Raw genomic sequence first — 13,316 nt, forward strand, 5'->3', positions numbered from 1 at the left:
ATGCACGATATCCGCCTGATCCGCGACAATCCCGCCGCCTTCGACGCAGCGCTTGCAAAGCGCGGCTTCGCACCCGTTGCCGACGCTCTGGTCGCCCTCGACGAACGCCGCCGCGCCMTGATCACCGAGGCACAGGCCGGCCAGGCCCGTCGCAACGAGGCGTCGAAGGCAATTGGTGCCGCCAAAGCCGCGAAGGATGAAGCAACCGCAACCGCGCTGATGGCTGAGGTGGCGCTGCTCAAGGAGCGCATGCCGGCAATAGAGGCTGAGGAGAAGGTACTGGGCGAGGAGCTCAACGGTCTGCTCGCCTCGATTCCCAACTTGCCGCTCGCCGATGTGCCTGAGGGTGCCGATGAAGACGGCAATGAACTCATCCACAGCCGCGGCGCCCAGCCCGCCTTCGCCTTCGCCCCCAAAGAGCATGTCGATTTCGGACCGGCGCTCGGTCTGGATTTCGAAACGGGCGCGACACTGTCCGGCACCCGCTTTACTCTGGTGCGCGGCGCTGCCGCGAAGCTGCACCGCGCGCTCGGCCAGTTCATGCTCGATACGCTCTCTGGCCATGGCTATGAGGAGGTCGCCCCGCCGCTGCTCGTCCGCGACGAGACGATGTTCGGCACTGGCCAGCTCCCGAAATTCGCCGAGGATTCGTTCAGGACGACTGATGGTCGCTGGCTGATCCCCACCGCTGAGGTGAGCCTCACCAATATCGTCCGCGAGAAGATCCTTAGCGAAGGCGAATTGCCGATCCGCTTCGCCGCCCTCACCGCCTGTTTCCGTTCGGAGGCTGGCTCGGCCGGGCGCGACACGCGCGGTTTCATCCGCCAGCATCAGTTCGAAAAGGTCGAGATGGTCTCGATCGTCACGCCTGATCAGTCAGAGGCCGAGCATGAGCGGATGACCGCCTGTGCCGAGGGCATTCTTACCGCGCTCGGCCTGCCCTTCCGCCGCATGAAGCTCTGCACCGGCGACATGGGCTTCACCGCGGCGCGCACCTATGATCTCGAAGTGTGGCTACCCGGCCAGGGCCGCTACCGCGAGATTTCGAGCTGCTCGACCTGCACGGATTTCCAGGCACGCCGGATGAACGCCCGGTACCGCCCGGAGGGTGAAAAGGGCACGCGCTTCGTGCACACGCTGAATGGCTCGGGCCTCGCGGTCGGCCGAACCTTGGTCGCTGTGCTGGAAAATTATCAGCAGGAAGATGGGTCGGTCGCGATTCCCGATGCGCTCCAGCCATGGCTCAAGGGTCTCAACCGGCTCGAACCAGCCTGATGCGCATCCTCCTCAGCAATGACGACGGCATCAACGCCCGCGGCCTCGCCGTGCTGGAAGCGATTGCCCGTACGCTCTCCGACGACATCACCATCGTTGCTCCGGCCGAAGAACAATCGGGCAAGAGTCGCTCGCTGACGCTCACCGAGCCGCTCCGCCTGCGCCGCTTCGGCGAGAAGCGCTTCGCCGTCACCGGCACGCCGACCGACGCAGTGATGATCGCACTCGCGGACATCATGAAGGATGCTCCACCCGACCTGATCCTGTCGGGCGTCAATCGGGGTGCCAATCTCGGCGAGGATGTCAGCTATTCGGGCACCGTCGCCGCGGCGATGGAGGGCGCGCATGCCGGCATCCGCTCGATCGCGCTCAGCCAGCGTTACCCTGACCAGGGCATGGGCGACCGAGTCGATTTCGCCGCCGCCGAGGCCTGGGGCGAACGCGTGCTGCGGCCGTTGCTCGACGCTCCGCTCGCGCCGCGCAGCCTGGTCAACATCAACTTCCCGCCGATCGCCGCCGACGCGGTCAAGGGCATCAAGGTCGTGTCTCAGGGTCTGCGCGATTATGGCCGGCTGGCGCTCGACAAGCGGACCGATCCACGCGGTTACGATTATTACTGGCTCGCGCTTGGCCGCATGGCACACACGCCGACTGCGGAGACCGACCTCGAAGCGATCGAGCAGGGCTATATCACGGTAACACCGTTGCATCTCGACCTGACACATCGCGAATCCCTCGATATGCTTAACGCCGCCTATAGGTGAGGGGATGGCATGGGGGAGCATCGGAACCGGCTATGCGGGCGCATGGCCATATCGCTGATCGCGCTGGCGTTGCTTGGCGGCTGTATTCCGCAGATGGGTGGCCCCGAACGCGACTATCCGCCCCCTGCCCCTTATCAACCCCCGCGCTATGACCAGCAACAGCCTTATCCGAGGCAGCGCGCTCACGACAATCGCCGCGACCTGGAAGCTCCTCCGCCGGCCTGGGTCGCCCGCCCCGTCATCGCTGATGCGCAGACGATCCGCTCCACCACCTATATCGTCCGGCCTGGCGACACGCTTCGCGGCATAGCTGACCGGACCGGCTCCGGATCCGAGGCGATCGCGAGGGCGAACGGGCTTGTGGCGCCCTTCACCCTGCGCACCGGCCAGCATCTCGCGATTCCCGGCGGCCGCTACCATCTCGTCCGTGCCGGTCAGACCGGCATCGCCATCGCCCGCGCTTATGGCGTCGACTGGTCGCGGATCATCACCCTCAACGATCTGCAGGCGCCCTATACGTTGCGCGTCGGCATGCGGGTGCTGATCCCGACTGGGGCAGCCACGGCTGGAGAGCGCGCTGTCACCTTCACCCTCGACGTCGACGATATCCTCACCGGCGGGGAACCCGCCCTCGCTGTCAACCAGCGCCCGACCCGCCCGAGTCCTTCGCCCAGCCGCACCCTCCCGCCCAGCGCTGCGCTCGCCGAACCGGCAAGGCTGAAGGGAGCCTTTGCCTGGCCGGCCCGCGGCAATATCGTCGCCCGTTTCGGCCCGGGCGCGACGGGCGAGAAATTCAACGGCATCAATATCGCCGTGCCGCTCGATACGCCGATCCTCGCGTCAGCGGACGGCGTCGTCGCCTATGCCGGCAATGAGGTCGCCAATCTCGGTGGCCTCGTGATCCTGAAACATGGCGGCGGCTGGACGACCGTCTACGGTCATGCCAACCAATTGCTCGTCAAGCGCGGCCAGTCAGTCAAGAAAGGCCAGACGATCGCGATGTCGGGCGATTCCGGGCTCACTAATCGTCCGCAGCTGCATTTCGAGATCCGCCAGGGCCGCACCCCGGTCGACCCACTTGGACAATTGCCGCGACGTTGAACCTTTCCCATTACGGGGAGCTTCGGGGTATCTTGTCCGAGGTTCTGGATCATGCTTACCCTTCTGCACCCGAAGAGCGACTCAGCTTGCGGGTGGGGAGATCGATGATGAAGGTGCGGCTCCTATTTCTGGCGGCGGCTGCAAGCACGCTGTCGCCATGCGCCGCGAGCGCGCAATCCAGCCAACAGCCGGCCATCGCAGCGCCCGACATCATCGTCAGGGGCGTCCGCAACAAGCCGAGCGGCTGGCGCGAGGCTGAAACAAGCCATGTGATCGTCCTGAGCGACGGCCCCGAAAGCGAACTCATTCGCCTGACGCGTAACCTGGAGCGACTCCACTTCCTTCTCTCGGGGCTGCTCGGCCGCACGAACGTGCAGGACGATACGATCAAGCTTCGCATTACGTTGATCGGCGATGTCGCCGAATTCGACGAACTGGATCTCAGGAACAAACGCTGGCAGCAAGGCCCGTTCAACGACCTGTTCCAGATCAGCCGCTATTATGATCCGCGCGAGGACGGCCCGGTCATGGCGACAACGCGGGTCGACCAGCGAACCGTGATCGAACGCTCCCCGGCCACGCCCGCCCGCGTCCTTTCGGCAGTGTCCAGCGCGATGGACCATCGCAGCGCCGATCCGATGGGGAATCCGATGGCGCAGGCGGACCTGCAAGGCGCCGTGATCGGCGATTTCGCGACGGCGGGCATGATCGGATCGCACGACCTTACGACCACCTTTGGCGAGCATGCGATCGAGGTACCGGCTGAAAGCCTCCTCTATGCCGGCTATGCCCAGCACTATCTCCTTACCTATTTTCCCGCCGCCTATCCGCGCTGGTATCTTGACGGCTTCGGCCAGATTTTTGCCTCCTTCGCCACCAAGGGAAATAATATCCTGGAATTCGGCCGCTCGCCGCGCGGCACGGCGGCCGTGCTCGATGTGTTCGGCAGCTTCCCGGTCGAGGATATCTTCAGCGACAAGTATCTGACGGAAAAGCCGCACAAGACCGACTGGACACCGATCCACGCCTGGCTCCTGACTCACTTCCTGATGTTCTCGGACACAAGGCGCCCACAGCTCCGCCAATATCTCACCGCCCGGAACAACGGTGCGGATGCCGCAACCGCCGCGGCGATCTTCGGCGATCCGAAGCAATTCGCCCGCGAACTGCGCACCTATTACAGTGCCCGTAAGCCGTACGAGCAGGTGACCTATCCCGTCGACAAGACGGAGGAGCCGATCGTGCACCGACTGAGCCAGGGTCAAGCTGCCTTCGTGAAGGGACGGCTCGAATTGGGCGCCCGCGTCCTCATCCCGCCAGCCCCCGGCGGCGACATGGACTCGAAACAGGCGAAGCTACTCTCCAAAGCGCGCGAGGAAGCGCTCAAGCAGCGCGATCAATGGCTTGCTCGGCTGCGGCAGGATGCCAATCGCTGGTCCGGAGAGCTTGGCGCCCAACTCCTGCTCGCCGAGGCTGAATGCCGCAGCGACAACGCGGCCCAGTGCCTGGCGGCAGCGGAACGTGCTCTGGCGCTGGCACCAACCGATTCAAGGCCGCTGGTCTGGAAGGGCACGGCGATGGTCCAGCTCGCCGCAGCCGCACCCGAATCCGAGCGAGTGGCCCGCCTGGTGGAAGCGCGCAAGGTGATTGCGGCCGCAAATCACGCCGATGTCGAGGCTGTGCAGCCTTTGCTGGCCTATTATGCCAGCTATGCAGTTAACGGTGAGAAGCCCCCGATCACGGCGGTCGATGGCCTGCAAAAAGCGGTCGGCGAGGTGCCGAGTGCCCCGGCGAGCCGGCTCAAGCTCGCCACTGCGCTCGCCGATCGCGGCCAGACCGATGTCGCGCGCATGGTCATCATGCCGGTCGCGGCGGGACCCTATGATTCGCCCGAGCGACCCGCGGCCCGGGCCTTGATCACCCGGACCGGCACTGGCGATCAGGCGCCTTCCGTGGCGCCCTCGCCATAGAGGACAGCCGGGACGATGCTTGAAAGTTCCGATTTTCAGCCAGGAACCGAGACTGTGGCGGCCAGCGTGGAAATCCGATAAGCGCCCCCGCATCATGACCGAGCATAGTTCCGATCTCCTCCGCCTGCTTGCGAGCCGCGGCTATATCCACCAGCTCACCGATGCCGCCGGCCTCGATGCGCTCGCTAACAAGCAGGTCGTGCCCGGTTATATCGGCTTCGACGCAACCGCGCCTTCGCTGCACATCGGCAGCCTCGTCCAGATCATGATGCTGCGCCGCCTCCAACAGGCCGGCCACAAGCCGATCGTCGTGATGGGCGGCGGCACCACCAAGGTCGGCGACCCTTCCGGCAAGGACGAATCGCGCAAGCTGCTCGACGATGCTGGCATCGCCGCCAACATCGCCTCGATCCGCCGCGCATTCGAGCGCTTCCTGGTGTTCGGAGACGGACCTACCGACGCCATCATGGTCGACAATGCCGAGTGGCTCGACGCGCTCGATTACATCCCGTTCCTGCGCGATGTCGGCCGCCATTTCACCATCAACCGCATGCTCGCCTTTGATTCAGTCAAGCTCAGGCTTGATCGCGAACAGCCGCTGACCTTCCTTGAATTCAACTACATGATCCTACAGGCCTATGATTTCATGGAGCTTTCGCGGCGTGTCGGCTGCCGGCTCCAGCTTGGCGGCTCGGATCAATGGGGCAATATCGTCAACGGCATCGAACTGACCCGCCGTATCGACGGCGTCGAAGTGTTCGGCCTGACGACCCCGCTCATCACCACCGCCGATGGCGCCAAGATGGGCAAAACTGCTTCGGGCGCGGTGTGGCTCAACGAGGATCAGCTCTCCGCCTATGATTACTGGCAATTCTGGCGGAACACCGATGACCGCGATGTCGGCCGCTTCCTGAAGCTGTTCACTGATCTCCCGCTCGACGAGATCGCCCGGCTGGAAGCGCTGCAGGGCGCCGAGATCAACGAGGCCAAGAAAATCCTCGCGGATGCCGCGACAAGCCTGTGCCGCGGCGAACAAGCCGCTGCCGAGGCCGCTGAAACCGCCCGCCGCACATTCGAGGAAGGCAGTGCAGGCGATTCTCTGCCGACGCTCGCAGTATCGGGCGGTACCATCGGCATTGTCGATGCCCTGGTCGGCCTCGGGCTCTGCGCGTCCAAAGGCGAAGCACGGCGGCTGATCAAGGGTGGTGGCGCGCGTGTCGGTGCCGACAAGGTCAGCGACGAGACGCTCCAGATCGCAGTCGGCGCCGATCCGGTCCGCATCGCCGCCGGCAAGAAACATCACGGGCTTCTGACCGCCGCCTGACCCAAATGCTGATTTTCGCGTTAAGCAGCTTTGTTGCGAGGCAATTCACGTCCGGCATTGCAGACTGGGGTGAGGCCGCACGAGGACTGTGATGGGTCAGGTATCGATAATGCCGATTGATGAGCGTGCCGTCCCGCGGGACGAGGTGCATTATCGCGCCCGTGCGCTCGGGCCCGACGACAAGATGCTGTCCCTGCTCATCGTCAATATGTCAGCGCTTGGGCTGATGGCGCGCGCCGACACCAATTACGACGTCGGCGATCAGCTGCGCGTGACCTTGCCTGTGGTCGGCACGATCGTCGCGGAGATCCGCTGGACCCTCGGGGGCCGCCTCGGCTGCCAGCTCGCGCGTCCGATCGATCTCGCCAGCTATTATGATCTGCTCGCGGTGCTCGTCCGCGGCACCTGAGATCGCGGCGGCATGCAGCCGCTGCTCCAGCACTAACCGGGGATAGCCAATGGCGCTGGAGCAGCATGATTTCATTGAGCAGCGCGCGCACAAGCGGGTGCCTGTCTTCCACCGCACCCGCGCGGCCGGCGCTGACGGTCAGCCCTTGTCCCTCGTCATCGTCGATCTTTCGACCAACGGACTGATGGCGCGCTGCGACCAGGGACTTTCCACCGGAGAACGCCTGAAGGTCGATCTGCCCGGGGTTGGCGCTCGCGCAGCCGTGGTCTGCTGGTCGATGGGCGGTCGAATCGGCTGTGAATTCGACGCGCCGATCAATCTCGAATCCTGTCTGGCCCTCGCGGCGAACTGATCCCGCTCAGCCCGATCGCAACAGCGCCACCCCCGCGTCGCGCTCGAACAGATACAGCGCCGTCCGTGCCGCCTGGCCGCGCGGTCCCTCAAGCCCGCCATCCCGATCGATCAGCAACCGCGCATCGTCAGTCGCGGCGGGCAACATTTCCATCAGCATCTCCGGCGTCGCCAGCCTGAAGCCGGCCTCCCCCGATTGTTTCGTGCCGAGCAATTCGCCGGCACCGCGCAGCCGCAGATCCTCCTCCGCGATCCGGAACCCGTCGTTGGTTTCGCGCATCAGCGCCAGTCTCGCACGGGACGTCTCGCCAAGCTGATTGCCCCGGATCAGCAGGCATATCGATCGCCCGCTCCCGCGCCCCACCCGTCCGCGCAGCTGGTGGAGCTGGGCAAGCCCGAAACGATCGGCATGTTCGATCACGATCAGCGTTGCATTCGGCACATCAACACCGACCTCGATCACCGTCGTCGCGACCAGCACTCCGATCTGCCCACTCGCGAACGCACCCATCACTGCGTCCTTCTCGGGACCCTTCATCCGGCCATGGATGAGTCCGACCCTGTCGCCGAAGCGCGCCCTCAACGTCTCTGCCCGCGCCTCGGCTGCGGCCAGATCGCTCTTCTCGCTCTCCTCGACCAGCGGACACACCCAATAGGCCTGCCCCCCATCGGAGAGATGCCGCGCCAGCGCATCGACGATCTCAGGCAAGCGGTCCTCGGAGATCACTCGCGTCTCGATCGGCTGGCGGCCCGGTGGCATTTCATCGAGTTGGCTCACATCCATCTCGCCATAATTGGCGAGCGTCAGCGTGCGCGGGATGGGCGTTGCGGTCATCGCCAGCAGATGCGGTGGCCGCTCCGCCTTGGCCTGCAGCATCATCCGCTGCGCCACGCCAAAGCGGTGCTGCTCGTCCACCACCACCAGAGCCAGGTCCTTGTAGCTTACCGCCTCCTGGAAGATCGCATGCGTACCGATCAGGATATGAATCGCGCCCGAAGCGAGCCCCATCAACGTCGCCTCGCGCACCCTGCCCTTGTCGCGCCCGGTGAGCACTGCGATCTCGACCGGCAGCCCGCCAAGCTGGCGCCTCAGCGTGTCATAATGCTGGCGGGCAAGGATTTCGGTCGGCGCCAGCAACGCCCCCTGCGCCCCAGCCTCGACTGCCATCAGCAACGCCATCGCCGCGACCAGCGTCTTGCCCGATCCGACATCCCCCTGCAGCAGCCGCAGCATCGGCTGGGCCTGTTGCAGATCGCCCTCGATCTCCCGCACCGTCCGAGCCTGCGCTCCGGTCAGCGTATAAGGCAGCTCGAGCGCATCGCGCAGCCGCCCGTCGCCCGCCAGCGCCCTGCCCCGCCGCGCTTTCGACGATTGCCTGACCAGCATCAGCGCAAGCTGATTGGCGAACAGCTCGTCATAAGCGAGCCGTTCTTTCGCCTTCGCATCGGATGGGTCGGCATGAACCCGCACCAAAGCCTCGCGCCACCCCGGCCAGCCATGTTTCGCCAGCAATCCCGGCTCGATCCATTCAGGCAGCTCAGGCGCGCGCTCGAGCGCCTGCGCCGCCATCTGCCCCATCCGCCGCGACGTAATCCCTTCCGACAACGGATAGATCGCCTCGCGTTCCGCCACATCGGGCGCCTCGTCGAGCGGCAGCACATAGTCCGGATGGACCATCTGCAATTCCTGCCCATACATTTCGAGCCGCCCGGAAACCCGCCGCTGCTCGCCGATCGGCAGCAGTTTCTTCGCCCAGCCGGGATGCCCGCCGAAATAGACCAGGCTGACATAATTGCCCGCAGCATCAGTCGCATGCACCCGCGTCGGCCCGCGGCCATTGCCAGAGCGATAATCCCGCGCCGTCAGCGTGATCGCGATCGTCCGCCCGGCATCCGCCATATCGAGCTCGTCACGCGCGACCCGGTCGATCCATCCGGTTGGCAGATGAAAAGCGACATCGATCACCCGGTGCAGCCCAAGCTTGTCCAGCGGCTTGGCGAGTGCTGGCCCGACGCCTTTCAATGCCGTGATCTCGGCGAACAATGGATTGAGGATATCGGGCCGCATGACTATCTGCAGTCTCCTACCCCCAGCCGACGTGCGCCGCCAGCGCCCGCCGGCCAATCGTCGTTGGAAATATATGGATCGCGAAACCCGCCTGAAACGCCTGCGCTTCCGCGCGTGGCACCGCGGCACCAAGGAAGCCGATCTCCTGATCGGCGGCTTCTTCGATGCCGCCGGTGAGGGCTGGAGCGATGCCGAGATCGACCTTTTCGAAGAACTGCTCGAGGAACAGGATGTCGACATCATGGCCTGGGCGATCGGAACGGACACTTGCCCGGCCCGTTTCGAAGGGCCGATTCTAGAGGCAATGCGCGTGCTGAACTACGTACCGATTGCCGAATGAGAACAATAAAGCCCCTCCCCTTCAGGGGAGGGGTTGGGGTGGGGCAGCGACCAACGAGGCTCGATGCCTCGTTGGTCGCTCCAGCGGAACGCCCCTGAGTCTTTATGAGCGCGCAGACGCGCGCACCCACCCCCTACCCCTCCCTTGAAAGGGAGGGGCTGGAGTTAGAATGCCCGACCTGAACAAGATCCTCTCGGCCAAGCGCCCTTTGACCCTCGCCGGTGTCCCCACCGGATTCGAGCCGTGGCTGCTCGCCGATCTCGCCCGCGCCGCGAAGACCCGCGCCGTCTTCATCGCACCCGATGAAGCCGCGATGCGCGCAATCGCCGCGACCGCCACGATCTTCGCGCCCGAACTCGAAATCCTGACCTTCCCCGCCTGGGATTGCCTCCCTTACGACCGCGCCTCGCCGACGCTCCGTGTCATGGCCGAGCGCATGGCGACTCTCCACCGCCTCCAGAAACCAGTCAAAGGTCCGCAACTCCTCGTCACCACCGCCAATGCCGCCGCGCAGCGCACGCTCACGCCGTTCCGCATCCGCCAGCTCGTCGCAACGCTCGCCCCCAAGGAGCGCATCGGCCGCGACAAGCTTGCCGCCCAGCTCCAGGCGAACGGCTATATGCGCGTCGAAACCGTCGCCGATTCAGGCGAGTTCGCGGTCCGTGGCGGTCTCGTCGATCTCTTCCCCTCGGGCGAGGAACAGGCGCTCCGCCTCGATTTCTTCGGCGACGAAATCGAATCGGTCCGCACTTTCGATCCAGCCGACCAGCGCACCACCGGCCGCATCGACGGCTTCACCCTGCTCCCTGCATCCGAAACCCTGCTCGACGAAGACAGCATCAAGCGCTTCCGCAGCCGCTACCGCGAGCGCTTCGGCGCCACCGCAACCGGCGATCCGCTCTACCAGGCCATCTCCGAAGGTCGCCGCCTCGCCGGCATGGAGCATTGGCTCCCACTGTTCGAAGAGAAGATGGCGACGCTCTTCGACCATCTCGGCGACGAAGCGGTGGTCGTTCGCGACGCCGGTGTGCTCGGCGCGGCGGAGCAGCGTTTCGAAGCCATCACCGATTACCACGCCAACCGGGTAAAGGCGCAGTCGAGTGATCCCGGCAGCTACCGCCCCCTCCCGCCTGACGCGCTCTACCTCGCGGCAACTGACTTCGCCGAACGCCTCGAAGCCGCGCCCGCCCATCTCACCACCCAATTCCACGAACCCGAAAGCGCCACAGTCCTCGATTTCAACGTCGACGGGCCCCGCGATTTCGGCGCGGAACGCTCGGGCGGCGCGAACATCTACGAAGCCGTTGTCGATCACGTCGCAAAGCTCCGCCGCGACGGCCGCAAGCCCATCCTGGCGAGCTATTCCAATGGTGCCCGCGAACGCCTCGCCGGCCTGCTCGCCGACCATGGTCTGAAAGCCGCGCGCAACGCCGACACCTGGCAGGAAGCGCTGGGCCTCGCCGACAAGGGCGTCGCCCTCATCGTCCTCGCGCTCGACCACGGCTTCACCACCCCCGACGTCGCGCTCCTCACCGAGCAGGACATGCTCGGCGACCGCCTCGTGCGCCGCGCCAAGCGCAAGAAATCGGCCGACGCCTTCCTCGCCGAGCTGGCGATGCTCACGCCCGGCGATCTCGTCGTCCATGTCGATCACGGTATTGGCCGCTATGAGGGGCTGACCTCGATCCCGGTCGGCCAGAGCCCGCATGACTGCGTCGCGCTGACCTATGCCGGCGGGGACAAGCTGTTCGTCCCTGTCGAGAATCTCGAAGTCCTCTCCCGCTACGGCGCCGACAGCGAAGGCGCGAGCCTGGACAAGCTGGGCGGCGAAGCGTGGCAGCGCCGCAAGAGCCGGATGAAGGAGCGCATCCGCGAAATCGCCGGCGAGCTCATCGCAACCGCCGCCGAACGCGCACTCCGCCCCGCCGACGTGATCGAGCCCGACAGCAGCGGCTATGCCAGCTTCGTCGATCGCTTCCCGTACGAGGAAACCGACGACCAGGACCGTGCGATCAACGATGTCCTTGCCGATCTCGCCTCAGGCACGCCAATGGACCGCCTCATCGTCGGCGATGTCGGCTTCGGCAAGACCGAGGTCGCGCTCCGCGCCGCCTTCGCCGCCGCCATGTCGGGCATGCAGGTCGCGGTCGTCTGCCCGACCACGCTCCTCGCCCGCCAGCATTTCCAGAACTTCACTGCCCGCTTCGAAGGCTTCCCGCTCAATGTCGGTCGACTCTCGCGGCTGGTGCCTGCCGCTGAGGCCAAGGCAACCCGCGAAGGCCTCGAAAACGGCACGATCGACGTGGTCATCGGCACTCACGCCATCCTCGCCAAGTCAGTCGCGTTCAAGCACCTCGGCCTGGTCGTGGTCGACGAGGAGCAGCGCTTCGGCGTCACCCACAAGGAACGGCTGAAGGCGCTCAAGACAGACGTCCATGTCCTGACCCTCACCGCCACGCCGATCCCGCGCACCCTGCAAATGGCGATGTCGGGCCTGCGCGAGCTCTCGGTGATCCAGACCCCGCCGGTCGATCGCCTCGCGGTCCGCACCTATATCATGCCCTGGGATCCGGTCGTGCTGCGCGAGGCGCTGCTGCGCGAACATTATCGCGGCGGCCAGAGCTTCTTCGTCACCCCGCGCGTCGCCGATGTCCCTGATATCGAGCAGTTCATGCGCGAGCATGTCCCCGAGGTCCGCGCCGTCACCGCGCACGGCCAGATGTCGCCGACTGAGGTCGAGGAGCGCATGTCGGCATTCTACGACAAGAAGTTCGAAGTGCTGATCTCGACCACCATCGTCGAAAGTGGCCTCGATATCCCCAGCGCCAACACAATGATCATCCACCGCGCCGATCGCTTCGGCCTCGCCCAGCTCTATCAGCTGCGCGGCCGTGTCGGCCGGGCCAAGACCCGCGCCTACGCCTATCTCACCACCCCCGCCGACCGCATCGTCACCGAGACCGCGGAAAAGCGCCTCAAGGTCCTCAGCGATCTCGACAGCCTCGGCGCAGGCTTCCAGCTCGCCAGCCACGATCTCGATATCCGCGGCGCCGGCAACCTGCTTGGCGACGAGCAATCGGGACATATCAAGGAAGTCGGCTACGAGCTCTACCAGTCGATGCTCGAAGAGGCGATCATGGAGGCCCGCGCCGGCGGCCTCGCCCAGCGCCCCAAGGACTTCTCACCCCAGATCACCGTCGACGCGCCGATCCTGATCCCCGAGGATTATGTGCCCGATCTCGATCTGCGCATGGGCCTGTATCGCCGTCTCAACGAGCTCGACGAAAGCCAGGCGGTCGAGGCCTTCGCCGCCGAGCTGATCGACCGTTTCGGCCCGCTCCCCGATCCGACCGAGAACCTCATCCGCCTCATGGAGATCAAGCTCAACGCCAAAAAGGCCTGTGTCGCCAAGATCGACGTCGGCCCGCGCGGCGCGCTCGTCACCTTCCACGACGACAAGCCACCCAATGTCGACGGCCTGCTCGCCTGGGTCGCGCGCCTGGACGGCGTGGCCAAGCTCAGGCCCGACCACAAGCTGGTCGTGACGCGGACCTGGGCCGACCCCAAGGCCCGCCTCAACGGTGCGCTGCAGCTGTCGAAAGGGCTGGCCAAGGCGGCGGGCTGACAATCTTCGCCCTGACCACACGCGACCGGAAATTAGGCCTAAACTTTCGTTCAAGCGTCCCGATTATGTAACCGGGCCAGCGAAGGTGC

At 65.3% G+C, this 13,316-nt stretch carries 10 protein-coding genes; 9 read left to right on the forward strand and 1 reads right to left on the reverse strand.

The genetic code is table 11. The features are described 5' to 3' along the window. The 7 genes from serS to AC1DVS_RS19105 all read left to right on the forward strand — a co-directional run bounded on the left by serS (window position 1) and on the right by AC1DVS_RS19105 (window position 7,195). Window positions 1-1,275 (forward strand): serine--tRNA ligase, encoded by a 1,275-nt coding sequence (serS, locus tag AC1DVS_RS19075; protein WP_478025503.1) that lies wholly within the window; start codon window positions 1-3, stop codon window positions 1,273-1,275. Beyond that, on the forward strand, window positions 1,275-2,039 hold the full coding sequence (gene surE / locus AC1DVS_RS19080) for a 5'/3'-nucleotidase SurE (protein ID WP_478025504.1): 765 nt from the start codon (window positions 1,275-1,277) through the stop codon (window positions 2,037-2,039). The genes serS and surE overlap by 1 nt, the downstream gene beginning before the upstream one ends. A 42-nt stretch (window positions 2,040-2,081) precedes the next feature. Then, the gene (locus AC1DVS_RS19085; RefSeq protein ID WP_478025505.1) at window positions 2,082-3,140 is read left to right on the forward strand and encodes a peptidoglycan DD-metalloendopeptidase family protein; all 1,059 of its coding nucleotides are present in this window, start codon (window positions 2,082-2,084) and stop codon (window positions 3,138-3,140) included. Between the two features lie 107 nt (window positions 3,141-3,247). Further along, on the forward strand, window positions 3,248-5,110 hold the full coding sequence (locus tag AC1DVS_RS19090) for a hypothetical protein (protein WP_478025506.1): 1,863 nt from the start codon (window positions 3,248-3,250) through the stop codon (window positions 5,108-5,110). A 94-nt stretch (window positions 5,111-5,204) separates the two neighbouring features. After that, the gene (gene tyrS, locus AC1DVS_RS19095) at window positions 5,205-6,434 is read left to right on the forward strand and encodes a tyrosine--tRNA ligase (RefSeq protein WP_478025507.1); all 1,230 of its coding nucleotides are present in this window, start codon (window positions 5,205-5,207) and stop codon (window positions 6,432-6,434) included. 109 nt (window positions 6,435-6,543) lie between these two features. Continuing rightward, window positions 6,544-6,843: a PilZ domain-containing protein gene (locus tag AC1DVS_RS19100; protein ID WP_478025508.1), complete on the forward strand. Its 300-nt coding sequence runs from the start codon at window positions 6,544-6,546 to the stop codon at window positions 6,841-6,843. 49 nt (window positions 6,844-6,892) lie between these two features. Next, a complete protein-coding gene (locus tag AC1DVS_RS19105) occupies window positions 6,893-7,195 on the forward strand; it encodes a PilZ domain-containing protein (RefSeq protein ID WP_478025509.1) in 303 nt (100 codons plus the stop codon). A 6-nt stretch (window positions 7,196-7,201) separates the two neighbouring features. Here the strand turns inward: AC1DVS_RS19105 and recG are convergent, their stop codons facing one another. After that, window positions 7,202-9,262 carry an ATP-dependent DNA helicase RecG gene (recG, locus tag AC1DVS_RS19110; RefSeq protein ID WP_478025510.1) on the reverse strand — a complete coding sequence of 687 codons (2,061 nt, stop codon included), beginning with the start codon at window positions 9,260-9,262 and terminating at the stop codon, window positions 7,202-7,204. A gap of 73 nt (window positions 9,263-9,335) precedes the next feature. Between recG and AC1DVS_RS19115 the strand changes: the two genes are divergently transcribed. Both AC1DVS_RS19115 and mfd read left to right on the forward strand, forming a co-directional pair. Then, window positions 9,336-9,602: an FAD assembly factor SdhE gene (locus AC1DVS_RS19115; protein WP_478025712.1), complete on the forward strand. Its 267-nt coding sequence runs from the start codon at window positions 9,336-9,338 to the stop codon at window positions 9,600-9,602. Between the two features lie 169 nt (window positions 9,603-9,771). Then, on the forward strand, window positions 9,772-13,227 hold the full coding sequence (mfd, locus tag AC1DVS_RS19120) for a transcription-repair coupling factor (protein ID WP_478025511.1): 3,456 nt from the start codon (window positions 9,772-9,774) through the stop codon (window positions 13,225-13,227). The last annotated feature ends 89 nt before the right edge of the window (window positions 13,228-13,316 follow it).

The sequence above is a fragment of the Sphingomonas sp. P3_C5 genome (genome assembly GCF_056402635.1).

Coding starts and splice junctions, on each gene's coding strand:
- recG (WP_478025510.1), bottom strand. CDS start 9,262: ATGCGGCCCGATATCCTCAATCCATTGTTCGCCGAGATCACGGCATTG.
- AC1DVS_RS19105 (WP_478025509.1), top strand. CDS start 6,893: ATGGCGCTGGAGCAGCATGATTTCATTGAGCAGCGCGCGCACAAGCGG.
- surE (WP_478025504.1), top strand. CDS start 1,275: ATGCGCATCCTCCTCAGCAATGACGACGGCATCAACGCCCGCGGCCTC.
- tyrS (WP_478025507.1), top strand. CDS start 5,205: ATGACCGAGCATAGTTCCGATCTCCTCCGCCTGCTTGCGAGCCGCGGC.
- AC1DVS_RS19085 (WP_478025505.1), top strand. CDS start 2,082: ATGGCCATATCGCTGATCGCGCTGGCGTTGCTTGGCGGCTGTATTCCG.
- AC1DVS_RS19100 (WP_478025508.1), top strand. CDS start 6,544: ATGCCGATTGATGAGCGTGCCGTCCCGCGGGACGAGGTGCATTATCGC.
- AC1DVS_RS19115 (WP_478025712.1), top strand. CDS start 9,336: ATGGATCGCGAAACCCGCCTGAAACGCCTGCGCTTCCGCGCGTGGCAC.
- AC1DVS_RS19090 (WP_478025506.1), top strand. CDS start 3,248: ATGAAGGTGCGGCTCCTATTTCTGGCGGCGGCTGCAAGCACGCTGTCG.
- mfd (WP_478025511.1), top strand. CDS start 9,772: ATGCCCGACCTGAACAAGATCCTCTCGGCCAAGCGCCCTTTGACCCTC.